General features: G+C 63.6%; 19 protein-coding genes. 8 read left to right on the top strand and 11 right to left on the bottom strand.

The window, feature by feature from the left end; all coding sequences use genetic code 11:
* The first annotated feature begins 26 nt into the window (after window positions 1-26).
* Window positions 27-1,106: a mechanosensitive ion channel family protein gene (locus GRI32_RS00385; RefSeq protein WP_160589162.1), complete on the top strand. Its 1,080-nt coding sequence runs from the start codon at window positions 27-29 to the stop codon at window positions 1,104-1,106.
* Window positions 1,107-1,172: 66 nt separating this feature from the next.
* Here the strand turns inward: GRI32_RS00385 and GRI32_RS00380 are convergent, their stop codons facing one another.
* On the bottom strand, window positions 1,173-3,488 hold the full coding sequence (locus GRI32_RS00380; RefSeq protein ID WP_160589161.1) for a CDC48 family AAA ATPase: 2,316 nt from the start codon (window positions 3,486-3,488) through the stop codon (window positions 1,173-1,175).
* 616 nt (window positions 3,489-4,104) lie between these two features.
* Here GRI32_RS00380 and GRI32_RS00375 point away from each other — a divergent pair.
* From GRI32_RS00375 to GRI32_RS00350, 6 genes are read left to right on the top strand one after another with little or no spacing between them, the layout of a single operon-like run.
* On the top strand, window positions 4,105-4,824 hold the full coding sequence (locus GRI32_RS00375; protein WP_160589160.1) for a CoA transferase subunit A: 720 nt from the start codon (window positions 4,105-4,107) through the stop codon (window positions 4,822-4,824).
* Window positions 4,825-6,474, top strand: a complete 1,650-nt coding sequence (locus GRI32_RS00370; protein WP_160589159.1) for a hypothetical protein — start codon at window positions 4,825-4,827, stop codon at window positions 6,472-6,474.
* Between the two features lie 14 nt (window positions 6,475-6,488).
* On the top strand, window positions 6,489-7,139 hold the full coding sequence (locus GRI32_RS00365) for a CoA transferase subunit B (RefSeq protein ID WP_160589158.1): 651 nt from the start codon (window positions 6,489-6,491) through the stop codon (window positions 7,137-7,139).
* 4 nt (window positions 7,140-7,143) lie between these two features.
* Window positions 7,144-7,827 (top strand): glutathione S-transferase family protein, encoded by a 684-nt coding sequence (locus GRI32_RS00360; RefSeq protein WP_337190136.1) that lies wholly within the window; start codon window positions 7,144-7,146, stop codon window positions 7,825-7,827.
* A gap of 7 nt (window positions 7,828-7,834) precedes the next feature.
* Window positions 7,835-9,157 (top strand): tetratricopeptide repeat-containing sulfotransferase family protein, encoded by a 1,323-nt coding sequence (locus GRI32_RS00355; protein ID WP_160589156.1) that lies wholly within the window; start codon window positions 7,835-7,837, stop codon window positions 9,155-9,157.
* A complete protein-coding gene (locus tag GRI32_RS00350) occupies window positions 9,121-10,563 on the top strand; it encodes a spinster family MFS transporter (protein ID WP_160589155.1) in 1,443 nt (480 codons plus the stop codon). The genes GRI32_RS00355 and GRI32_RS00350 overlap by 37 nt, the downstream gene beginning before the upstream one ends.
* Here GRI32_RS00350 and GRI32_RS00345 read toward each other — a convergent pair.
* The 8 genes from GRI32_RS00345 to GRI32_RS00310 all read right to left on the bottom strand — a co-directional run bounded on the left by GRI32_RS00345 (window position 10,553) and on the right by GRI32_RS00310 (window position 20,120).
* Complete coding sequence (locus tag GRI32_RS00345; RefSeq protein ID WP_160589154.1) at window positions 10,553-11,800, bottom strand: DUF418 domain-containing protein; 1,248 nt, start codon at window positions 11,798-11,800, stop codon at window positions 10,553-10,555. The two genes, GRI32_RS00350 and GRI32_RS00345, sit on opposite strands and share 11 nt — an antisense overlap.
* A gap of 22 nt (window positions 11,801-11,822) precedes the next feature.
* Window positions 11,823-13,031 (bottom strand): methionine adenosyltransferase, encoded by a 1,209-nt coding sequence (metK, locus tag GRI32_RS00340; RefSeq protein ID WP_160589153.1) that lies wholly within the window; start codon window positions 13,029-13,031, stop codon window positions 11,823-11,825.
* Between the two features lie 48 nt (window positions 13,032-13,079).
* The gene (gene lnt / locus GRI32_RS00335) at window positions 13,080-14,693 is read right to left on the bottom strand and encodes an apolipoprotein N-acyltransferase (protein WP_160589152.1); all 1,614 of its coding nucleotides are present in this window, start codon (window positions 14,691-14,693) and stop codon (window positions 13,080-13,082) included.
* Between the two features lie 123 nt (window positions 14,694-14,816).
* Window positions 14,817-15,542, bottom strand: coding sequence for a DUF4167 domain-containing protein (locus tag GRI32_RS00330; RefSeq protein ID WP_160589151.1), 726 nt, complete (start codon window positions 15,540-15,542; stop codon window positions 14,817-14,819).
* Window positions 15,543-15,754: 212 nt separating this feature from the next.
* Entirely contained in the window at window positions 15,755-16,648 is an 894-nt protein-coding gene (prmC, locus tag GRI32_RS00325; RefSeq protein WP_160589150.1) for a peptide chain release factor N(5)-glutamine methyltransferase, read from the bottom strand.
* Entirely contained in the window at window positions 16,614-17,681 is a 1,068-nt protein-coding gene (gene prfA / locus GRI32_RS00320; protein ID WP_160589149.1) for a peptide chain release factor 1, read from the bottom strand. The genes prmC and prfA overlap by 35 nt, the downstream gene beginning before the upstream one ends.
* Window positions 17,678-18,961 carry a histidine--tRNA ligase gene (gene hisS, locus GRI32_RS00315; protein ID WP_160589148.1) on the bottom strand — a complete coding sequence of 428 codons (1,284 nt, stop codon included), beginning with the start codon at window positions 18,959-18,961 and terminating at the stop codon, window positions 17,678-17,680. The genes prfA and hisS overlap by 4 nt, the downstream gene beginning before the upstream one ends.
* Before the next feature lie 49 nt (window positions 18,962-19,010).
* Window positions 19,011-20,120, bottom strand: a complete 1,110-nt coding sequence (locus GRI32_RS00310; protein ID WP_160589147.1) for an LLM class flavin-dependent oxidoreductase — start codon at window positions 20,118-20,120, stop codon at window positions 19,011-19,013.
* A 211-nt stretch (window positions 20,121-20,331) separates the two neighbouring features.
* Here GRI32_RS00310 and ppa point away from each other — a divergent pair, with 211 nt between their 5' ends.
* Window positions 20,332-20,904, top strand: coding sequence for an inorganic diphosphatase (gene ppa, locus GRI32_RS00305; RefSeq protein ID WP_160589146.1), 573 nt, complete (start codon window positions 20,332-20,334; stop codon window positions 20,902-20,904).
* A 3-nt stretch (window positions 20,905-20,907) separates the two neighbouring features.
* On the opposite strand, the gene GRI32_RS00300 is transcribed toward ppa, so the two are convergent.
* Together GRI32_RS00300 and GRI32_RS00295 are read right to left on the bottom strand one after the other, a co-directional pair.
* Window positions 20,908-22,317, bottom strand: coding sequence for a mechanosensitive ion channel family protein (locus tag GRI32_RS00300; RefSeq protein WP_160589145.1), 1,410 nt, complete (start codon window positions 22,315-22,317; stop codon window positions 20,908-20,910).
* A gap of 162 nt (window positions 22,318-22,479) precedes the next feature.
* Window positions 22,480-22,875 (bottom strand): hypothetical protein, encoded by a 396-nt coding sequence (locus GRI32_RS00295; RefSeq protein WP_160589144.1) that lies wholly within the window; start codon window positions 22,873-22,875, stop codon window positions 22,480-22,482.
* Between the last annotated feature and the right edge of the window lie 147 nt (window positions 22,876-23,022).

The following is a 23,022-nucleotide window of genomic DNA, read 5'->3' as shown; positions in this document are numbered from 1 at the left end:
GGGCCGAGTCCATACTTGCCGCATCCATGTTTGATATCAATTCCCTGAGACTTCCCCCGATTGCGTGGAATGAAGTGGTCGTGGCCGCTTCCCTGCTGGGTCTGGCGGTGGTTGGCGGCCTGATCCTGCACAAGCTGATCTTCGGCCTGCTGCTGCGCCTGACCAGACTTTCGGCCTCCTCCATCGACGAGATGATTGTGCGCAAGCTTTACCGGCCCATGCGGCTGGCGATGGTCGCCATCGCGGTGGCCGTGGTGGCGCAGATCGATGCCAATATCGGCGCGGTGTGGCAGGCGGTGGATGTCTTCGCCTTCCCGATCATCGTCGGCTGGCTGACGCTGAGCATAGCGCGCGCGCTGGCCGGGGCGATGCAGATGAAGGTGGACCAATCCACCGACATTGCCGCTGCCCGCAGCCGCCGCACACGCATTTCGCTGGTATCGCGCGTCGTATCCTTCGTGATCATCCTGCTGACCATCGGCTGGGTAATGCTGGGCATTCCCGGCGTGCGCGAAATCGGCGTGACGCTGATGGCATCCGCCGGTCTTGCCGCCCTGGCCGTGGGCGCCGCAGCGCAGCCCGCGCTCAAATCGCTGATCGCAGGCCTGCAGATGGCGATTACCGAACCCTTGCGGATCGGCGATCTGGTGGTGGTGGATGGCCATACCGGACGGGTCGAGGAAATCCGCATGAGCTTTGTGATCGTGCGCACGTGGGATGAGCGCGCGGTGGTGGTGCCCACCGCCAACTTCCTGGACACAAGTTTTGAAAACTGGTCCCGCAAGAGCGAGGCGCTGACCGGCCCGGTATTCCTCCATCTCGATCCGGCGACCGAGATCGAGCCTATCCGCGAAGAGTTCCTGCGCTTCCTTGGCACGCAGGAATTGTGGGATCAGCGCACCGGCACGCTGCTGATGACAGAAGCCCACCCCGAAAGCGTGGAATTGCGCCTGGCAATGAGCGCCGACACGATTGGCGATCTGTTCAACCTGCGATGCGCCGTGCGCGAACACATGATCGAATGGCTGCGCAGCGAAATGCCTGGCGCACTGATCCGTCACCGGCTGGAAGTGGAAGCCGCCAACGCCCGGGTGGCGGGCAAGTAGCACCGCAGGCAGGCGCGACGGCGGCAAGAGCGGGGGCTGGCAAGGCCCCGCGCACCTTCGCCCATTCTAATCGTGCTTATTGTCGCGCGTTGATTCCAGCATGCCTTCGTGGATGAAGCCGATCGGTTTCACTTCCATCGCCTTGCGCTTCAGTTCGCCCTTCATGCGGCCATATTCGGCTTCCATCTGCTCGGTCACGGTCGGGCGGCTGTCCTCCAGCGCTTCGGCAAAATTGGCCGCCGTCACATTTTCAGGCGGGGTTTCTGCGCTGCGGATCGCCACCATGCCTGCACGGCGCACCACGTCTTCCAGATCGGCACCGGTATAACGCGGCGTGAGCGCGGCAAGTGCCGCCAGATCGACGTCATCGGCCAGCGGCATCTTCTGCGTATGGATCTTGAGAATATGCTCGCGGCCTGCCTGATCGGGCGCGCCGACATAGATCAACTCGTCGAAACGACCGGGACGCAGCAGCGCCGGATCGATCAGCGCGGGGCGGTTTGTGGCACCGATCACCACGATGGAGCTCAATTCCTCCATCCCGTCCATTTCAGACAGGATGGTGTTGACCACGCGGGCGGTGACCTGCGGCTCATTACCGCTTGATCCGCGCGCGGGAACCAGGCTGTCGATCTCGTCAATGAAGATCACGCAAGGCGCCACGGATCGGGCGCGGGCGAACATGCGGGATATCTGCTGCTCGCTCTCGCCATACCATTTGGACAACAGGTCGGAGCTTTTGATGGAGATGAAATTGGCTTCGGATTCCTTGGCCACGGCCTTTGCCAGCAAAGTCTTGCCGGTGCCGGGAGGGCCATAGAGCAGGAAGCCCTTGGCCGGACGGATGCCCAGCCGTTCGAACGCCTTGGGATTCTTCAGCGGCAGTTCCACGCCTTCGCGCAGCTTCTCTTCCGCCTCGTCCACGCCGCCGATATCGTCCCAGCCGATTGTGGGCGTCTGGACCATCACTTCGCGCATGGCGGAAGGCTGGACGCGTTTCAGCGCTGCGCGGAAGTCCTCCTTCTCGACGCACAGGTCCTCCAGTACATCGGCGGGAATCTCACGCGCTTCCAGATCGATGCGCGGCATCATCCGGCGCACCGCCTCGATTGCGGCCTCGCGGGCCAGCGCGGCAATATCCGCCCCCACAAAGCCGTGGGTGGAGCGTGCCAGTTCCTGCAAGTCCACGCCCTCGCCCAGCGGCATGCCGCGGGTGTGAATGGCAAGGATTTCGCGGCGGCCATTTTCGTCCGGCACACCGATCACGATTTCGCGGTCGAACCGGCCGGGGCGGCGCAGGGCCTCATCGATTGCATCGGGCCGGTTGGTGGCGGCAATCACCACCAGATTGGCGCGTGCCTGCAACCCGTCCATCAGCGTCAGCAATTGGGCGACAAGACGCTTTTCCGCCTCGCCGCTGACATTCTGGCGCTTGGGCGCAATCGAATCGATCTCGTCTATGAAGATGATCGCCGGCTGGGCGCGCTCGGCCTCCTCGAACACTTCGCGCAGGCGCTTTTCGCTTTCGCCATAGGCACTGCCCATGATCTCCGGCCCGTTGATGGTGAAGAATTCGGCATCGCTTTCATTGGCGACGGCCTGTGCCAGCCGGGTCTTGCCGGTTCCGGGCGGGCCGTGCAGCAACACGCCCTTGGGCGGATCAACGCCAAGGCGGGTGAACAATTCGGGGTAGCGCAGCGGCAGTTCCACCATCTCGCGCAATTGCTTGATGGTATCTTCCATCCCGCCGACATCGTCATAGTTCACCGTGCCGCGGCCATCGCGCGGCTCTTCGAATTCGGCGCGCAGTTCGACTTCGGTATTCTCGTCAATGCGCACGATGCCCTTGGGCACGGTGGAGATCACCTGCAGGCGTATCTGCGTGAGCGCATAGGCCGGCGCGTTGAACATGCGGCGCACTTCGGGCGGAACGTTCTGCACCGGCTGCTGCCCGTGGGTGGCGACCAGATCGCCAGCCGCCAGCGGATGGCCGAAGAACACGCGCTTCAACGCCTCTGTCGGGCCTTGCAGACGCATTTCACGCCGGGCCGGGGCGAATACCACACGCGTTGCCGCCTTGGGCTGCGCCTTGCGGATGGTGACATGCTCGCCCGACGATGTTTCGGCATTGGCGCGTTGCAGGCCATCCAGCCTGATGACTTCCAGCGCCTCATCCTCCTCATAGGCCTGCATGGCCAGCGCCGAGGTGACACGCTTGCCGACGATCTCTACCGGGTCGCCTTCGGTAATGCCCAGCGCCTGAAAAGCGCTACGCGGCATGCGCGCTACGCCGCGGCCGGATTCCTCCTGCCGTGCGGCGGCGACTTGCAGCCTGACCGTACCTTCCTCAACCTCGACCTCAACTGTGTCAGCATCTGCCATTTCGGTTCCCGTCCTGCCTTTTTCTCTCGATTGAAAGCTAGGTAGCGCGACTGCGGATTGCAAACGGGCATTTCGATCATGTGCGGCAGTGTCAGCGTCAATATGGTCAACATGCGTCTGGAAGGTGGGGTCTGGCGCAGGACAAGGCTGCGTTGATCGGGCATTTGCCATCCGGTGGAGCGCTGCACGGCGCGCAGGACATGGGCGAATTGCTGGATCAACAGGTCCGTCCGGGCCTTCCATTCCAACCGGCCAGCAAGCGGACCTGACCAGAGCGGTCCAAAAACAGCACAAAAAAAGGCCCGGTTGTTGCCAACCGGGCCTGGGAAGTTTTTGGGAGAGGATGCCTGAAAGGCAAGATTGATATGGTTTAGGGGGGCAGATTCCGCAAGTGCGAAAAGCGCAACTCGTATTGCAAAATATGCAACTCAAGCCATCATGCTGTTTTATAGCCTTTAATGCTCTTGTCTTCAGCGCTGTCGGTTGCAGAAGGCAATGCTTTTCTCCCCTTGCCGAGGCTGGATGTTGCGATGCAATATCCATCTGAGCGGGGTGACAGGGGGCGGCGCAGCTTCTATTCCTGCCAGAACTTCAATGCGCCGGAGACGCTACGCTGATGCAGAAACTATTTCCCGATGCCGCCGCCGCTCTCGATGGCCTGCTGCATGATGGCATGCTGATCGCTTCTGGCGGCTTTGGCCTGTGCGGCGTTCCCGAACGTCTGCTGAAGGCAATTCAGGACAGCGGCGTGAAGGAACTGACCTTCGCCTCCAACAATGCCGGGATCGACAATGAAGGCATCGGCATGTTGCTGCGCAGCCGCCAGGTGAAGAAGATGATCTCGTCCTATGTGGGTGAGAACAAGGAGTTTGAACGGCAATATCTGTCTGGCGAACTGGAGGTGGAATTCTGCCCGCAGGGCACGCTGGCGGAGCGCATGCGCGCTGGCGGGGCGGGCATTCCCGGCTTCTATACCAAGACCGGTGTCGGCACGCAGGTGGCAGAGGGCAAGGAGGTCAAAAGCTTCGATGGCCCGAACGGCACCGAAGACTTCATCCTCGAACACGGCATTTTCGCCGATCTTGCCATCGTCAAGGCATGGAAGGCGGATGAAACCGGCAATCTGATGTTCCGCAAGACCGCGCGCAACTTCAACCTGCCCGCCGCCACATGCGGAAAATTCTGCGTGGTGGAGGTGGAGGAAGTGGTGCCCGCAGGTGCGCTGGAGCCGGACTGCATCCATCTGCCCGGTGTCTATGTCCAGCGCATGATCGTGGGCGCGCCCTATGACAAGAAGATCGAATTTGTCACCACGCGGGAACGCGAGGCCGCCTGAATGGGCCCTGGTCGTTCCCGTACAAGGCATCTGCTTGGCGTGATGCTGGCGGCCACCATGCTTCAGGGCTGCCAGTCCCTGAACGTGCTTGCCGCCATCGATGGCCCCTATGTTCCGCCCGGTGAGAGGGCGGCGCAACCGGCTTCGCGCGCAGAAACAGCAGCAGATCTGGCGGTAGAGACGGTGCCTGCTCAGCAGATCGCCATAGAGGCGGACCCTGCTGGCGAAGCTGAGCCAGTGATCGCTGCGCCAGTGCCGACCCCGCTCCCGACCCCGGCACCTGCCCCGGCGGCGGCTGTGGTTGCAACTCCAGAACCTGCGGCCCCCGAACCCGCCGCACGCGCGCGTCCGGAACCGGTCATTGTGCTCACCCTGGAGGACGCGGACCCCGCGCTCGCCCGCTCGCTTGCGCGCGAAGAAGCGGCACAAATCGCCGCAGCACCTGAAATTGCACCTGAAATTGCGCCACAGGCGGAGCTGTTGCCGGAACCAGAGCCAGAGCCGGAACCAGTGCCCGCTCCTGCTGCAACACCGGAAGTCGCAATCGCCGCAGTGGTGCCCGAGCCGGTTGGCGCGGAGCCTGATGCCGAACTGATCGGGCCGCCGCCGCCAGAGAACCCGCGCGAGGATGAGTTCGCTTCCGCCTTCGATTTCATTGCCGATGACAGCGCTGAACCGGGCCGGACCGAACGCGAAGGCGTGATGCTGGCAGAAGCGCCGGTGGAGGAAGAGGCGGAGCAAACACTGGCGGTGCAGGAGGACCCACAGCTGGCCAGCGCGGCGATTGTGAATCTGCCGCCACCCGCCACGGCGACACCAAATCCAGATCCAGTTCCCGAACCATTACTTCCGGAACGCGTGGAGCAGGAGCCCGCGCCAGCCGCGCTGGCAGTGGCTGTTCCGGTTGCAGCGCCAGCGCCAGCACCAGCCGCCATCACTCCCGCAATCGCTCCCGCGCCCAGACCGGCCACCAGACCCACACCGACCCCGCCGCCATCATCGCAGCTTGAGCGCGCCGCAGAAACGCTGGGCCTGAGCGTGGTCACATCCATGCCTTCCCCGGCCAGTTCGCCATTCGACCTGGCACCGGGCACTGGATCAGAAGCCTACCAGCCGTTCTTTGACCACGTGATGGCCAAGCTCACCGCCCAGCCCAACGGCGGCGGACGGGAGAGCATGCTGCTGCTCGATCCGCCCAGCCTCGATCCCGCCTTGCAGATCTGCGGCAATCGCCCGCCCGCCGTCCTGATCGATCTGGACCCTGCCAATGGCCTGATGCCGCTGGTGGGCCAGAACAGGCCGAACGATTCGCTGGCCGCGCAGCTTGCGAACCTGCGCCAGCGCGGTGTCACCATCTACTGGATCAGCGGGCACGGTCCCGGACAGGCCAGCGCGATCCGCCGGCGGCTGGCGGACAGCGGGCTGGACCCGGACGGTGTCGATCCGCTGATCGTCACCCGCTTTGCCGGAGAGAGCAAGCAGGAGCGCCGCTATGGCCTGGGCGACAGCAATTGCCTGCTGGCGATCATGGGCGATCAACGCGCCGATTTTGATGAATTGTATGATTTCGTGCTCGATCCGATCATGGCAGCCCCGCTTGAAGGGCTGATCGGCGAAGGCTGGTTCCTTGCCCCTCCCCCACTCGATTGAAGGACACATACCGCATGCCTCAGGACTCAGCCGGCTGGACCCGCGATGAAATGGCCGCCCGCGCGGCGCGCGAATTGCAGGACGGGTATTATGTGAACCTTGGCATTGGCATCCCCACGCTGGTCGCCAACCATATTCCGGCAGGCATGCAGGTGACCTTGCAGAGCGAGAACGGAATGCTGGGCATTGGCCCCTTCCCCTATCCCGATGAGGTGGACGCGGACCTGATCAACGCCGGCAAGCAGACCATCAGCGAGCTGCCGCACACCGCCTATTTCGACAGTGCGGCCAGCTTTGCCATGATCCGCGGCGGGCATATCGACCTGACCGTGCTGGGCGCGATGGAAGTATCCGAAGGCGGCGACATCGCCAACTGGATGATCCCGGGCAAGATGGTGAAGGGCATGGGCGGCGCGATGGACCTGGTGGCGGGCGTGAAGAAGATCATCGTGGTGATGGAACATGTCTCCAAGCACGGCGAGCCCAAGTTCATCCCCCAATGCACATTGCCACTGACCGGCCGCAATGTGGTGGACATGATCATCACCGATCTGGCCGTGTTCCAGCGCCCGGACCATGACAGCCCGTTCAAACTGGTGGAGCTGGCCCCCGGCGTCAGCGCCGAAGAGGTGGCAGCCAAGACCACCGCCCAATATGTCAGCTGACGGCGTGGCCTACACGCTCATCACCGCAAACCGGAATTACTCCAGCTGGTCGCTGCGGCCGTGGCTGCTGATGAAGGCGCTGGATATCGCGTTCGAGGACCGGATTGAGCCGTTCACAAAGCCGGTGAATTACGATGAATTCCGCGCTTTCTCTCCCACCGGGCAAGTGCCGGTGCTGATCCACGGCAATCGCACAGTGTGGGATTCGCTGGGCATCGCGCTCTATCTGGCGGATCGCCATTTCGGTGTCTGGCCCAAGAATGAGGCCGCCTGCGCCTTTGCCCAATGCGCGGTCGCGGAGATGCACGGCGGCTTCTCCGCTCTGCGCAACCAGTGCACCATGAATGTCGGCGTGCGCGTGGCCATGGGGCCGCTCGATGCGGCGCTGGCAAAGGACGTGGCACGCATTCGCGAGCTGTTTGAACAGGGGCTGGAACAGTTCGGCGGCCCGTGGCTGGCAGGGCCGGCGTTCAGCGTGGCTGACGCCTTTTTTGCCCCGGTCGCTTTCCGCATCCGCACCTTCGGGCTGGATGTCGGCAAGGGGCAGGCATGGGTCGATCACATCCTCGCCCACCCGGCCATGCGTGAATGGGAAGAGGCCGCGCTGGCGGAAGACTGGCGCGAGCAGAGCCATGAGGAAGAGCTGGTCGCAACGGGCCAGATCACCGCCGACTACCGGCAGCAATAGGCGCGCCATGCCGCCCGCCAGACCGCAGCCCCCGCGCCCCTCACCCGCTGGCATGAAGGCCATGCAGGCCCTGCAGGCAGACCGGCTGGCGGATGCCGCGGCGGCGCTGGAGGATTTGCGCCGACTGGAACCGGGCGAAGGGCGCTGGCCGCGGATGCTGGTGATGGTGCTGACGGAAATGAATCGGCACGGTGATGCGGCGCAGCTGTGCCGCGCCCTGATCGCTAGGGACGGTGCGGACCCGGTGCTGCACCTGATCCTGGGCGATCTGGAGCGCGCAATCGGCAATTCGGATGCCGCCCGCCACGCCTATCGCGGCGCGCTGGATATCCATCCCGGTCAGGGCCGCGCCTGGTGGAGCCTGGCCTTCTATCACGGCGAGCAGGTTGAGACCGAGGTCCGCGCGGCGTTTGGCAGGCCGGGTGCAAGTCCGCTCGATCAGGCGCTGCTGCACTTCGCGCTGGGCGAAGCTGCCCATGCGCAGGCCGAACATGAGGTGGCATTTGGCCATTTTGGCACCGGCAATGACATGCTCGCCCGTATCGAACCGTTTGATCCGCGCGGCTTCGGGCAGGAGATCGCGGCGCTGCTATCCGACATGCCGCAGCTGGACGAAAGCGAGGCCAGCGCAGATAGGCCCGCGCCGATCTTCCTGGTGGGAATGCCGCGATCGGGTTCGACCTTGCTGGAACGCATGCTGGGCGCGCACTCGCAGGTGGAGGCGCTGGGCGAATCGCGATCAATGGCGCGACTGGCCGGGCTGCATATGCAGCGCGGCGGTGCGGAGAGCGCGGTCATGTCGGCCCTTGGCAGCGATTACCTCAGCCTCAGCGCAGCGCGCCGCCACGGTGCGGAACCCTTCTTCATCGACAAGATGCACCTCAACTGGCGCTTTGTCCCGGTCATCCTCAAGGCCATGCCTGCCGCCCGCATCATCGATCTGCGGCGCGGCGCGATGGATTGCTGCTGGTCCAACTATCGCTTCCCCTTTCAGGGCGGCCACCCGTCGTCGTGCGACCAGAGGAATATTGCCAGCTTCTATCGCGGATATGCGCGCGTCATGGATGAGGCGAATACCCGCGCGCCGGGCCGCGTGCTGCGGCTGGACTATGAAGACCTGGTGGCGGATGCCGACTTCTGCCTGCGCGCCATCTGCGACTGGATCGGCATCTCGTTCGAGCCATCGATGCTGGATCTGGGCAAGGCCTCGGGGCCAACCGGGACAGCCAGCAGCGAGCAGGTCCGCCGCCCGCTCAACCGCAAGGGCATTGGCGTGCATGAGCCTTACCGCGAATGGCTGGAGCCGATGGCGGCGGCGCTGCGCGGCTGACCGGCTCAGGCCTGCCCATACTCCAACTGCCCGACCACGCCGGCCGTTTCCGGCAGACAGAATTCCGCTTCCCCTTTGCCGTTTGCCCTCTATCCTCACCGGCCGGGAGTGGAGGAAGCATAGACATGGACATGCGCCGCAATTCGCCGTGGCTGGCACTGGTGATCCTCACCGCGATCAGCACGGTGGGCTTTGTTGACCGGATTGTGGTCAACGTACTGGTGGAACCGATCAAGGCCGAGTTTTCGCTGACCGACCAGCAGGTGTCGCTGATGGGCGTGGCCTTCACCATACTCAACGTGGGCGTGGGACTGGTCATCGCCCGTTATGCCGAGCGTGTACGCCGCCTCTCGCTGATATCGGTGGGCACATTATTGTGGTCTGGCGCGACGGCGATATGCGGCTGGGCCGGGGGCTGGGTCCATCTGCTGGCCGCGCGCATGGGCGTGGGTCTGGGTGAGGCGATCGGCCTGCCCAGCCTGCAATCGGTGATCTCCGACTATTTCCCCGCCAACAAGCGCGGCCTTGCCATATCGGTGCTGATGCTGGCGCCGCCGGTCGGGGCATTCATCGGCTTTGTCGGCGGTGGCTGGATCGCGCAGGAATTCAGCTGGCGCTTCACCTTCCTGATCGCTGCCATACCCGGCGTGTTCCTTGCTGCCTTTGCGTGGTTCCTGGTGAAGGAGCCGACACGCGGCGCGCATGATCCGGGTGCGGGCGACGACGTGCCGCCCATCACTCAGGTGCTGGCCCGCCTGTTCGCCCTCCCCAGTGCGCGCAATCTGGTGATCGGATCGGCGCTGGCGGCCATGCTCGGCTTTGGCCTCAATTACTTCTTCACCTCGCTGATGATCCGCCAGTTCGAAGTGGGGCTGGCCGAGGCGGGCCTGTATTCCGGACTGATCGCCAGCCTGCCCGCCGCCGTCTCCGTCATCGTCAGCGGCATGCTGGGTGACAGGCTGGGAGAGAAAAACCCCGCCGCCTATGCGCTGGTCCCGGCTTTCTGCCTGATCCTGGGCGGGCCAATCTATGCGCTGGCCATCACGCGGGACGATCTGGGCCTGTTGCTGGGTCTGGTGAGCGTGGCGACCTTCCTCAACTTCGGCTATCTGGGCATCACCTTTGCAGCGCTGCAGAACCTGATGCATCCGCGCATGCGGGCGACCTGCACCGCCGTGCTCAACGTGGTCTATGGCATCGCCAGCGCACTCGGCCCGTTCCTGCTTGGCAGTCTGAGCGATCATTTTGCGCTCGGCTATGGAGAGGTCAGAGGCCTGACCATCGCCATGGCCATCACCGGCGCTCTGTATGTGTGGGCGGGGCTGCATTACCTGCTGGCCGCGCGCAACTACCGCGCAGATCTGGCCAGCACGAAGGGTGGCGGCGAGGGGGAAATCAGCGCCTGAACGGCAGCAGGTGCAGGCCTGCGATGCTGCGCCACAACCATTCTGCCGGGCCTTGCCTGAAGACTGACAGCCATAGCGGCGAAAGGATCAGCATCAGGCTGATCGGCAGGCTGCACAGCACATAGGCCTCCACCCGGTCGACCTTGCCGAACATGCCAAGCCCCCAGCTGGCAAACAGCATGGAGAACACAAAGCTGGTGAGCAGGTAATTGGTCAGCGCCATGCGGCCCGCCTGCGCCCACAGCCAGGTCAATGCGCCGCCGCGACGGAAACTGGCCATCGCCAGCGCCGCCCAGCCAATCGCCAGCAGCAGGTCGAACGGCGCGGACCACACCAGCCCGTTGGACGCGGTGACAACGGCGTCAAAGCCGCTGGCAAAGCTGATCCAGGCCATCAGTGCCAGCGCTGGCAGCGCAATCACCGCCATGCGCCGGAACAGGCGCATCAGCCGGTCATGCTCCCATTCACCCGCCAGCAGGCCATTCTTCCACAGGCCGATCCCCACCAGCATGGCGGCGAGCGAGGAAGGCAGGCCGCTCATCACCGCAGCAATCGGCCCCAGCAGATCATCGAAGCGGCGGTCCATGCGCTGGCCGAAGGTCTCCGCCCCCTGTGCAAGTCCGGCGGCAATCACCTGCGGATCGGCGCCAAAGCGCTGTTCTGCGGGCAGCAGCGGACCGGGATCGGAAACCACCCCGGTGACAAACCGATACCAGTAATCCAGCCATCCCCACGCCACATAGCCCGACACCGCCAGCTGCGCGGCAATGATGGCCGCAGCCAGCCAGAACAAGGTGCGCACGTGAAGCCGCACCGCAAAGGGCAGCAGCAGTCCCGCCACCGCATAGACGCGCAAGATGTCATTATTGGCCAGCAGCAGCGCATGGGCAAAGCCGATGGCGAACAGCACCGCCATGCGGGAATAATGGCCCGCCAGCCGGTGCGGCCCCTCCCGGCCCAGCAATATCGCCACGCCAGCACCAAACAGCATGGCGAACAGCGCGCGGAACTTGTCTTCCACCACCACGAACACCAGCGCCCACAGCGCGCTTTCCAGCGGCCCCGTGCCGCCAAAGCTGCGCGGATTGACATAGGCAGCGGCAGGCATGGAAAAGGCGATGACATTCATCAGCGCAATGCCCGCCACGGCCAACCCGCGAAGCGCATCAAGCGCAGTGACGCGCCCGCCGGTGACGGCCAACGATACTGTCAGGGATGTGTCGGCGGGACCGGCCATGGCAGCTGCCCCGCCGCGCTGATCAGGCCAGTGCCGCCTTCAGATCGTCCACCAGATCGGTCCGTTCCCAAGGGAAGAAATCGCCCTCTGCCTTGCGGCCGAAATGGCCATAGGCAGCGGCCGGACGATAGATCGGCTTGTTGAGGCCCAGATGGGTGCGAATGCCGCGCGGGGTCAGTCCGCCCAGCTTCTCTATGCTGTTGATGGCTGCTTCCAGCACATCATCGCCAACCGTGCCGGTGCCGTGCGTATCCACATACAGCGACAGCGGCTTTGACACGCCAATGGCATAGGCCAGCTGGATGGTGCAGCGTTGGGCCAGACCGGCGGCAACGATGTTCTTGGCCAGGTAGCGAGTGATGTAGGCGGCCGAACGGTCAACCTTGGTCGGGTCCTTGCCGCTGAATGCGCCGCCGCCGTGCGGGGCCGCACCGCCATAGGTATCGACGATGATCTTGCGGCCGGTAAGACCGGCATCGCCATCGGGGCCGCCAATCTCGAAACTGCCGGTCGGGTTGATGTGATAGACGGTTTCGTCGCTCAGCAACTCAGCCGGAATGACATCGGCCACGACCGATTTCACATAAGCGTGCAGCTCGGCTTCCTTGGCGCCTGTGTCATAACCGGGTGCATGCTGGGTGGAGACCACCACAGCCGTGCAGGCCACCGGCTTGCTGCCTTCGTAACGCAGCGTCACCTGGCTCTTGGTATCAGGCTCCAGAAATGGGGCCTTCCCTGAATGGCGATCTGCCGCCATCTGCTCCAGGATCTTGTGGCTGTAATACAGCGTGGCCGGCATCAGGTCAGGCGTATCATTGGCGGCATAGCCGAACATGATGCCCTGATCGCCGGCACCTTCATCCTTGTTGCCGGCAGCATCGACGCCCTGCGCAATATGGGCGGACTGGCCGTGAAGGTGGTTTTCAAAGGTCAGCGTTTCCCAGTGGAAGCCGTCCTGCTCATAGCCGATATCCTTGACCACGCCGCGCACGGTGCGCTCAATCTCGTCCAGCGCGCCGGGGGCCCACTCACCATTCTCGAACACGCCCTTGCAGCGGATTTCGCCCGCCAGCACCACCAGCTGGGTGGTGGTGAGCGTTTCGCAAGCCACGCGCGCTTCGGGATCCTTCGACAGGAACAGGTCGACGATCGCATCGGAAATCTGGTCCGACACCTTGTCGGGATGACCTTCAGAGACGCTTTCGGACGTGAAGAGATAGGATTGGCGCATGGATTGTCTGGTCCTTTGGCAGGAAGAAACTGTTTTCGTGAATATCGTCTAACCAGCGGTCTTCCGCATTGCAACAGAAGCTGTCAGCAGAAATACCAGTGCCCAGCATAGCGCCAATATATTGCCCAGGCGGGCAAACAACGTCGGCGCGGCGGCGGCCGGAATTCTGGTATCGATGCGGCCCATCTCGTGCGCGCCGAGGTATTGACGAACCACCCCGTGCGCATCGATCACGCCGCTGATGCCGGTGGTTGTCGAACGCAGTACCGGCAGTCCCTCCTCTATCGCGCGCAGGCGGGCCTGGGCAAAATGCTGCGGCGGCCCGAAAGACCCGAACCAGCCGTCATTGGAGGGGTTGAAGATGTAATCGGGCCGGGCCGCACGGTCGACCACCTGACCCGAGAAGATGATCTCGTAACAGATCTGCACCCCGGCCAGACCGTGCGCGCCAAGGTCCAGCGTGGCGGGACCGGTTCCGGGCAGGAAATCGATTGATCCTGGCACCAGACGGCTGAGGCCAAGCGGCTCCAGCAGCCAGCGCATCGGCAGATATTCGCCAAACGGCACCAGATGCTCTTTGGAGAACACGCCTTCCACCGTCCCGCCGCCACTGACCGCCATCACCGAATTATACGCAGCAGAGGCGCGGCCATCCTCGATCACCAGCCGCTGTGCGCCGGTCAGCAGCATGCCGCGGCTGCCGATGATCTGGCCGATCCGGGCGCGGGCATATTCCGGGCTGCCAAGTGCGGTGGTGCGGTTGTAATAGGCCTGCGGATAGCCCTCCTCCAGATAATCCGACATGCCCGATTCGGGCCACAGCACCAGCCGCGTATCGCCCTGATCAAGGGCGCCGGAAAGCTGGGCCAGACGGACGAAATTGCTTTCATAGAACAGCGCATCGTTCAGCCGTTCCTGGCGGATATCGGGCTGGACCACGGTGACGCTGACCGGCCCGTCCTCGGCGGGAGCGGCGGGCCAGTACATGCCCGCTGCAATCAGCACCGCAGAAAAGGCTGCAGCCAGCCAGCGCCGCTGCACCAGCGCGGTCATCAGCGCAGCAGCGATCAGCACTGCAAGGCCGGACAGGGCATAGGTCCCCATCCACGGCAGGATCGCGGCAAGGCCGGGGCGGTCAAACGGGCCCAGCAGAACCACGCCAAACGGGTTCCACGCGTATCCGGTGAAGACCCAGCTCCTGAGCCATTCGGCCACGATCCAGCTGCCCGCCAGTGCCAGCGCCATCACCGCGCCGCCACGCCTGCCGGCAATGGCGCGCGCCGCCCCCGCGGCCAGCGCGGGATAGACGGCCAGATAGAGCGCAATCAGCGGCACCGCCGGCCAGCCCAGGATCGGCGGCAGATTGGCCTGATAGGTGAAGGCGGTGGCAATCCAGCTGTTGCCGAGTGTGAAATGGCCCACGCCGAACAGCCAGCCGAGCCATGCGGCCTGCCGCCAGCCAATGGTGAGCGAGAGTTGCAGGGCAAACAGGCCCATCGCGATCAGTGCCAGCGGCCACAGGCCCAACGGCTGGAACCCGCAAGCGGCGATCACGCCCAGCACCAGCGCATGCAGCCATGCGCGGCGCGGCAGGTGGTCAGGCCATTTGTCTGGCCATTTGTTGTCTGGCCATTTGCCGGAAAAGGCGCGAGCGAGCGTCATCGCTGCCGCGATGGACGTTCAGCAATCGGCTTTCAAGCCCCGTGAACGTGGGGCTGTGAAGCATGCAGCTGTGAAGCATGCGACCATGAAGAGCGGCGCATCAATGCATGCGCACGGTGCCGGTCAGTTGACGACCTGCAATTCCTCTTCATCGCCATCCTTGCTGCGGCGCGGACGACGGGCGCGAGGGCGACGGGGCTTTTCTTCTTCCCCATCATTGCCAGCGTCATTGCTTTCATTCTCGCTGTCATTCTCGTCGTCACTGTCGCTGGCGTTGGCACTGCGCGCGATGGATGGCGGCAACATGCCGGGATCTATGCCCGAATCATTGGCATCGGAGCGCGGGCTCTTGCGCTTGCGGCGGGTATCGCGGGTGAAGGGATTGGCGCCCTCATCACTGTCACCATCGTCATCAGAGCTTTCGCTCCGGCTGTCGCGGTCACCGTCATCGCGGCCGTCATCGCGCCTGCCATCACGATCATCGCTGCCCTTGCGAGGGCGCGGGCGCGGCTTGCGGCTGCGCTCTTCCTCACGGTCATCATCGTCCGAATCGCTATCGTCCTGATCGCCGCGTTCGTGATCGCGCTTGCCGCGTTGCTGCTGCTCGTCCTTCTGCGCCTTGATATCGGCAATCACGCGAAAGTAATGATCGGCGAATTGCAGGTAATATTCGGTCTGCACCCGGTCATCATTCAAAGCGGCGTCATTGGCCAGCTTCTTGTATTTCTCGAGCATCTGCGGCGCGTTTCCGCGCGCGCGATTGTCGATTCGATTGGACTGGCTGCCTCCGCTGGAGCCACGGCTACTTCCGCGGCCGCGCCGGCGATTGTTATTGCGTTGATTATTCAAGGGAAATCCGCTTCCTCATTGGGACCGGCATAGATTATCTCTCCGGTCGCATGACCCCTCGACACAGCGCCTCATGGCGTATGTGCCGTCTCCGAGTTTGCGCAGGCAAATGGCGCGTACCGCCGCTCACAGAGCAAATTTAGGAGTTAGACCGCGGTACGGCGTAAAAGCCCCCTTACCACTGGTCTGCACTAGAGGTAGCTACTGCAAAATCATTTGCCAAGCCCTAATCGCAGGACGAGGGCGCGCGGCCTGCCACCAAGATCTTCGTGGCATTGAACAGTAAAACCGCTTTGGGTGGCAATTTGCGTCACCGCACCCGCCTGCGTGGCACCTATTTCAAGCACCGCCACGCCGCCCGGTTCCAGCAATGCAGGCAGTTGCGGAATCAGCGCGCGGTAATCATCCAGCCCGTCTGGCCCTGCAAACAGCGCCTGCGCCGGTTCGAAATCCCGCACAGAAGAATCGAGCTGCGCATCGGCTTCCACATAAGGCGGATTGGACAGGATCAGGTCGAAGCGGCCCAGTTGCTCCGCCCAGCCAGGCTGGTTCCAGTCGCGCACGAAAAACTGCGCGCGGCCGGTGAGCCCCAGGCTCTCGCAATTGCACGCCGCCACGCCCAGCGCCTGCGCCGAGGCATCGATGCCGATCCCGCTGCTTCCCGGCCGTTCGTGGAGGAAAGACAGCAGCAAGGCTCCGGACCCGGTGCCGCAATCGAGCACGCGGGCCGAACCGGGCGCTGCATCGAGTGCGGCCTGCAAGGTCGTTTCGCTATCGGCGCGGGGAATCAGCACATGGGCGTTGACGGCAAAGTTCAGGTCCCGAAATTCCTGATACCCCAGAATATAGGCGACAGGTTCGGACCGCAGGCGCCGATCCAGCAGATGGTTGAACCGGTCGAGCAGTGCCGGGCTGATTGCGCCCATATGCCGCAGCAACAGGTCCGAGCGTGAAACGCCCAGCGCATGCGCCATCAGCAATTCGGCATCGAGGCGGGCCGTATCCGAAGTGCCGGCCAGCTGCTGTGCCGCCGCGCGCAGGACACCGGCAACCGTGGACGTACCCGCCACCTCAGTCCTCCATGGCGGAGAGGCGTTTGGCTTCATCCTCGGCAGTGAGCGCATCGACCAGCTCGCCCAGCGCCGTGCCGGCCAGCACTTCTGGCAGCTTGTGCAGGGTCAGGCCGATGCGGTGATCGGTCACGCGGCCCTGCGGGAAATTATAGGTGCGGATGCGTTCGGACCGGTCGCCCGATCCCACCATGGCCTTGCGCGCCTCTGCCTCCACGCCCTGCGCCTCATCGCGCATCTTTTCATACAGGCGCGCACGCAGCACCTGCATGGCCTTGGCGCGGTTCTTGTGCTGGCTGCGTTCGTCCTGGCAGATCACCACCAGCCCGCTGGGCAGATGGGTGATACGCACCGCGCTATCGGTGGTGTTGACGTGCTGGCCGCCTGCACCAGAGGCGCGGTAAATGTCTATTTTCAAATCATTATCATTGATCTGGACATCAACCTCGGTCGGCTCCGGCAGGACCGCCACGGTTGCAGCGGAAGTGTGAATGCGGCCGCCGCTCTCGGTAACGGGAACGCGCTGCACACGGTGCACGCCGCTTTCCCATTTCAGCTTGGCGAACACGCCCACGCCGGTGATATTGGCGACGATTTCCTTGAAGCCACCGGCATCGGAGGCGTTCATGCTGACAGGCTCCACCCGCCAGCCCTGCTCTGCGGCAAAGCGTTCGTACATGCGGTAAAGATCGCCCGCGAACAGCGCCGCCTCGTCCCCGCCGGTGCCTGCGCGGATTTCCAGCATGGCGGACCGCGCATCGGCCTCATCGCGCGGCAGCATGGCGATGGCCAGGTCCCGCTCGGCCTGTGGCAGGCGGCGCTTGAGGACGGACAGTTCCTCCTCCGCCATCGCCTTCATTTCAGGATCGGCGAGCATTTGGGTCAGCTCGGCAACTTCATCGCGCATCGCCTGCACTTCGCCAGCCACCTTGGCGACCGGCTCCAGCTCGGCATAGTCGCGGCTGGCGGTCACGAATTCCTCACCCTCCAGCTGGCCGGAGGCCATGCGCGCCTCAAGCTCGGCAAAGCGATGGGTGATCTGGCGCAGGCGCTCGGCGGGGATGGTCATCGAACAGGAATGCTCCGGCCCTGCCGCGAAAGCAGGCCAAACACGTGATCGCAGATATCGACCAGCGGTGCTTCGGCCTGATCGCCGCCGATCAGATCCTTCACATTGGCAACGCCCTTGGCCAGTTCGTCATCGCCGATGATCACCGCCACGCTGGCGCCGGAATTATTGGCGCGCTGCATGCGTTTTTTCATATTGCCGCGAAAATCCATGTCCGCGCAGATGCCGTGACCGCGCAGCGTGGCAAGAATGCCCGCGCCGTGCAGTTCGGCTGCCGAGCCCAGCGGTATGATCGCCACATCCAGAGGGGCCGCATCGCGCTCCCCCACCAGCATGGCCAGCCGCTCAATCCCGGCAGCCCAGCCGACGGCCGGCGTGGGCGCGCCGCCCAGCGATTCCATCAACCCGTCATAGCGGCCGCCGCCCAGCACGGTGCCTTGTGCGCCCAGCCGGTCGGTGATGAATTCAAACGCGGTGTGGCGATAATAGTCGAGGCCGCGCACCAGCTTGTCCATGCGGGTATATTCCACGCCCGCGGCGTCCAGACCGGCGGTGACTGCGCTGAAGAAATCCTCCGCCTCTGGCGTCAGATAATCGTCAATCCGCGGCGCATCGGCCACGAACACCTTGTCACGCGGGTCCTTGGAGTCGAGGATGCGCAGCGGATTGCGTTCCAGCCGGTCCTGCGAATCTTCGGACAATTCGTGGCGGCAGGACTGGAAATAGGCGACCAGCGCCACGCGCCAGCTGTCGCGGCTGTCGGCATCGCCCAGCGTGTTGAGTTGTAGCGTCACGCCGTCTGCGATGCCCAGTTCCTTCAGCAGCTGATCGGCCATGCACAGCAGCTCCACATCGGCCTGCGGCTCGCCCGCGCCGATGATCTCCGCATCGATCTGGTGGAACTGGCGATAGCGGCCCTTCTGCGGGCGCTCGTAACGGAACAGCGGGCCGTGCGTGGCCACCTTCAGCGGCGAATATTGCTGCCAGCCATCGGTAAGGTAGGCGCGCGCGATTCCGGCGGTGAACTCCGGGCGCAGCGTCAGGCTTTCCCCGCCACGATCATCGAAGGAGTACATTTCCTTCGACACCACGTCGGTCGTCTCGCCCAGCGAGCGGGCGAAAACCTCGGTCTTTTCGAACACCGGCATTTCCACGCGGCGGAAGCGGTAAAGCTTGCGCACGCGCTCGAATGTTTCGACCACGAATGCGAAGGCCTCGGCCTCGGCGCCGAAGATGTCCTGTGTGCCGCGGATCGGGCGGGGGGTTTCTTGCCTGCTCATAGGGTGCAGCCCTTAAGCCGCACCCGGCAAAGCCGCAACTACTCCCCCATCATTCCGCCGCCTCCAGAAAACGCTCATCAATGCTGGTCTCGGCCTGCCAGCTCTTCACCTCGGGCAGGATCTTGTCGGCGAACAGGTGGATGGAGCGCACCGCGTCCTTCTGCGGCATGCCGCCAAAATACACATGCGGGAAGAAGCCCTGCGGGTTGTAGATTTCCTTCAGTTCCCACATCCGGTCCAGGATCATCTGCGGCGTGCCGGTAACCGCGCCCTTGCCGAATTCCTCGCAATAGGCGTCGATCCCCTCGGGCGGGATCATCATCTTCTCATATTGTTCATAGCCGGTCACGTTGGCGAAGGTGCCGGGCTTGTCGAGACTGTAGTTCCTGATCGCCGCGCGCATGGTGTTGGCAAGGTATCTGTGCCCCTGCTCGGCAGCGAAACCGGCGTCTTCATGAATGTAGAAATTGCCGCTGAGCATCGGCGGCGGCGGCAGGCTGTCATCGCCGTGCACCTCCTGCCACACCGCCTTGTACTGGTCTGGCGGAGCCTCCTTGCCGCGCTGGGGCAGCATCAGCACCATGTTGCCAAAGCCGTGGCGGGCGGCGGCGACCATGGAATTGCCGGACAGCGATCCGCAGAACTTGCGGCCGACAAAGCTCTTGATAGGGCGCGGGCGCAATTCGTTGCGCGGGATCGATCCGAAGGCGCCCTCGCCTTCGATGAAGCCCGTCTCCAGCGCCGGGATCAGCACGTCCAGCGTATCATTATACAAGGCGCGGGACTTGCTCTGATCCACCCCCAGCCCGGCAAATTCATGCGGGGCCAGCCCGCCGCCAAAGCCAAGAATCGCCCGGCCACCCGACATGATGTCCAGGTTGATGATCTTTTCCGCCAGCCGCGCGGGATTATGCCACGGCACGATGATGCACTGCGTGCCCAGCTTCACCCGCTTGGTGCGGCCCGCCAGATAGGTGAGCAGCTGCAACGGATCGTTGGACATCGAATAATCGGAAAAGTGATGCTCGGTGATCCACACCGAATCGAATCCCAGCTCATCCGCCAGGACCAGATTGTCCAGCTCCTCCCGCACGAACTGTGCATCGTTATAGCTGTCGCCGCGCTGGTGGGCAAAGCCGGTGGCAAGACCAATATGCATCTCTCTGGCTCCTCTGTGCACTGGCGGGGATCTCTGCCGGTCCCCTGCCTGCTATCTTCACGGTCGTTATGATGACCCAGAATTGCTTCGCTGGCAATTCGGCAGTGGCAATGCGGGCGCGCTTGTTCTAACCGGACGCGCGAGTATTGGGAGGGGATGCACAAAATCCACCGCCGTCAACGAACGGCATCAGAAAATGGAACCTGCATCCATGCGTATTGAACATATTCCGGTAGGCGATAATCCGCCCGAAAGCCTGAATGTCATCATCGAAGTGCCCACCGGCGGTGAACCGGTGAAGTATGAATTCGACAAGGCCAGCGGCGCGCTGTTCGTCGATCGCATCCTGCACACGCCGATGCGCTATCCGGCCAATTACGGCTTCGTGCCGCACACGCTTTCACCCGATGGCGATCCGCTGGATGCGCTGGTGATTGCCCGTTCGCCCTTCATTGCCGGCTGCGTTGTCCGGGCGCGCCCGATTGGCGTGCTCAATCTGGAAGACGAGCATGGCGGCGATGAAAAGCTGATCTGCGTGCCGGTGGACACCACCTTCCCCTATTATTCGGACGTTGGGGAAACCAAGGATCTGCCGTCGATCATCTTCCAGCAGATCGAGCACTTCTTCACCCACTACAAGGATCTGGAAGCCGAAAAGTGGGTCCGTATCGGTGCCTGGGGCGATGCCGCCGAAGCACGGCGCGTGACCCGCGAGGCGATTGAGCGTTACGACGCCGACAAGGCAAAGACCAAGGCCGAGGCCGAGGCCAAGACCGAGGACTAAGCCCTACTCGACGGGTCGTTTGGGATCGAGCAGGTCCTTCTCGCCTGCATCCCGGTCGGCGCGCTCGGCATCGACCATGCGCGCCACCTCCTCATCTGGGGCGACATCATGCGCGGCGCGGGCTGCGGCAGCGGCGCCATTGGCCTGCGTAGCAGGCGCGGGGGATGGCGGCGGTGATGGCGGCGGCGCAGCATGCGCCTGCTCCTCGATATTCTCGAACTGCAGGGGCGTGGTCCGCGCATCGAAGCGCAGGCGATAGATCGGCTCTGGCAAGGCAAAGCCGCCCGCTTCCAGCGCCCGCTTGCAGGCCGCAATGGCGCGGCTGCGGGCCTTGGCGTGATCGGCCTCGCGCTGGTCTATCCAGGCCAGGAAGCTGAGCACGATGTTGGAATCGCCCACCCGGTCCACGATCACTTCGGGCGCCGGGTCCTGCAGCACATAAGGCAGGGCGGACAGGACATCGCGGCCCAGTGCGCGGGCGGCATCGGGATCGTCATCGGCATCGATACCCAGTTCGAAATCGAAGCGGCGCTGCGGATTGCGGGTGTAGTTGAGGATCACCGCCCGGAAGACCGCACCATTGGGAATGCGCAGGTGATTGCCATCCATCGTCATCAGCACGGTGGCGCGGCTGGTCAGGCGGATCACCCGCCCCTCATGCGTATCGATCACCACGTGATCATTGGCGCGGAACGGCTGGCGCACGCTGAGCATCAGCGAAGCGACGTAGTTCTCCACCGTCTCTCGCATGGCAAAGCCCAGCGCTATGCCGACCACACCGGCCCCGCCCAGCACCGCGCCCAGCAATGTTCCCGCACCGATCATGTCGAGCGCGATCACGATCCCGCCGATCACGAACACAAAGCGGATGGCGCTGGCGATCAGCTCCGCCAAAAAGGAATTGGGGGCTACCCGCTGCCAGAAGCCGGTGAGCGAGGCGAGCGCATAGCCGGTGCCGGCAATCAGCAGCGCCACCAGCAGCGCCGCCCCTATCAGCGGCAGCATGCGGGTGAATTCAGTCAGTTTCTCACCCAGCGGACCAAGCCCCAGCCCGCCGTCCACCGAGACATCGCGCTCGACATTGTTCTCCACCGTCACCACGCCGCTGACCCGGCTGGCAATGGCCTCTGCACGGTCAGCCGCCGACAGATCGGCAACCGTGCCGTTCAGCGTGACCACCCCGGCATCGGCCTCCACCGACACATTGGCGAGGCTGGGCACCTGCGCGAAAATGCCTGCGATGCGCTGCGTGATTGCCGCATCCTGATTGGCGGAGCTCCCGGCCTCGATCAGCGGCGGCGCTGTATAGGCCGGCGAAGGTGCGGGTGGCGGCGCCTGGTCTTGCACCAGCGCAGCATGGCCGGGCACCGCGAACAGCAGGGCCAGCGCCAGCAGCAGGAACGCTTGCTTCATAATCCGCATTGCTCCGCAAACCTTTCCCGCGAGCGTTAAGAACCAATCGCCCAACGCTTTATGAGCCAGCTGGCACAAATGAAAAGCGCGCCGGAACCCCGCAGGTTCCAGACACGCCAAATGTGAAACCGGTCAACCCTGAGCCATACAGCCTGGAACAGCCTAGCTGAGAAGAATGCCCATGCCCTTGAAAAATGCGGTCAGCGCAAAGGGCAGGCCGATGGCAAACAGCCAGATTGCCAGCCGGTCACGCGAGAAGGCGCGGGCAAGATCGGGATTGGCGGCTTCTTCATCGGAAAGCTCGGACCAGCGCTTTTCAAACATCCGGCAGCCCGGAATGATCGCCAGCACCAGCACCACCAGCGCCAGATAGGGCAGAATGGTGTTGTTGGTTGCCTTGAGCACCGTCGCCGTGACGAAGATATGCAGCCCGGTATAAGTCAGCAGCGCAAAAGCGACATGATCGCTCATCTTGCGGCGCCAATCGAGCTTTGCCTTTTCGACGTTGGCCGTGCGCGTTTGCGCTTGTGCGGCCGTATGTTCGAGCGCCTGTGCCATGTGCATGCTCCTCTTCCAGTCCCGATACACTTTATTACAATTAGTGCGCTCTCTGGCAAGAGCGGTAACCATATGTTCAAATTGGCCGTTCAAAGGCTCCGAACATGCCGGTCATGCATGAATCTTGCCAATTGTCCTTCAAAGCGC

Origin of the sequence: Alteraurantiacibacter aestuarii, from assembly GCF_009827405.1 — a bacterium.
Lineage (GTDB): Bacteria > Pseudomonadota > Alphaproteobacteria > Sphingomonadales > Sphingomonadaceae > Alteraurantiacibacter > Alteraurantiacibacter aestuarii.
Note: the sequence above shows the minus strand (reverse complement) of the source record. Positions and strands in the feature narration are given on the sequence as shown.

What these genes read in the sequence shown, in the direction of transcription:
- GRI32_RS00385 (WP_160589162.1), top strand. Translation starts at nt 27, where the DNA reads ATGTTTGATATCAATTCCCTGAGACTTCCCCCGATTGCGTGGAATGAA.
- GRI32_RS00380 (WP_160589161.1), bottom strand. Translation starts at nt 3,488, where the DNA reads ATGGCAGATGCTGACACAGTTGAGGTCGAGGTTGAGGAAGGTACGGTC.
- GRI32_RS00375 (WP_160589160.1), top strand. Translation starts at nt 4,105, where the DNA reads ATGCAGAAACTATTTCCCGATGCCGCCGCCGCTCTCGATGGCCTGCTG.
- GRI32_RS00370 (WP_160589159.1), top strand. Translation starts at nt 4,825, where the DNA reads ATGGGCCCTGGTCGTTCCCGTACAAGGCATCTGCTTGGCGTGATGCTG.
- GRI32_RS00365 (WP_160589158.1), top strand. Translation starts at nt 6,489, where the DNA reads ATGCCTCAGGACTCAGCCGGCTGGACCCGCGATGAAATGGCCGCCCGC.
- GRI32_RS00355 (WP_160589156.1), top strand. Translation starts at nt 7,835, where the DNA reads ATGCCGCCCGCCAGACCGCAGCCCCCGCGCCCCTCACCCGCTGGCATG.
- GRI32_RS00350 (WP_160589155.1), top strand. Translation starts at nt 9,121, where the DNA reads ATGGCTGGAGCCGATGGCGGCGGCGCTGCGCGGCTGACCGGCTCAGGC.
- GRI32_RS00345 (WP_160589154.1), bottom strand. Translation starts at nt 11,800, where the DNA reads ATGGCCGGTCCCGCCGACACATCCCTGACAGTATCGTTGGCCGTCACC.
- metK (WP_160589153.1), bottom strand. Translation starts at nt 13,031, where the DNA reads ATGCGCCAATCCTATCTCTTCACGTCCGAAAGCGTCTCTGAAGGTCAT.
- lnt (WP_160589152.1), bottom strand. Translation starts at nt 14,693, where the DNA reads ATGACGCTCGCTCGCGCCTTTTCCGGCAAATGGCCAGACAACAAATGG.
- prmC (WP_160589150.1), bottom strand. Translation starts at nt 16,648, where the DNA reads ATGAAGCCAAACGCCTCTCCGCCATGGAGGACTGAGGTGGCGGGTACG.
- prfA (WP_160589149.1), bottom strand. Translation starts at nt 17,681, where the DNA reads ATGACCATCCCCGCCGAGCGCCTGCGCCAGATCACCCATCGCTTTGCC.
- hisS (WP_160589148.1), bottom strand. Translation starts at nt 18,961, where the DNA reads ATGAGCAGGCAAGAAACCCCCCGCCCGATCCGCGGCACACAGGACATC.
- GRI32_RS00310 (WP_160589147.1), bottom strand. Translation starts at nt 20,120, where the DNA reads ATGCATATTGGTCTTGCCACCGGCTTTGCCCACCAGCGCGGCGACAGC.
- ppa (WP_160589146.1), top strand. Translation starts at nt 20,332, where the DNA reads ATGCGTATTGAACATATTCCGGTAGGCGATAATCCGCCCGAAAGCCTG.
- GRI32_RS00300 (WP_160589145.1), bottom strand. Translation starts at nt 22,317, where the DNA reads ATGAAGCAAGCGTTCCTGCTGCTGGCGCTGGCCCTGCTGTTCGCGGTG.
- GRI32_RS00295 (WP_160589144.1), bottom strand. Translation starts at nt 22,875, where the DNA reads ATGGCACAGGCGCTCGAACATACGGCCGCACAAGCGCAAACGCGCACG.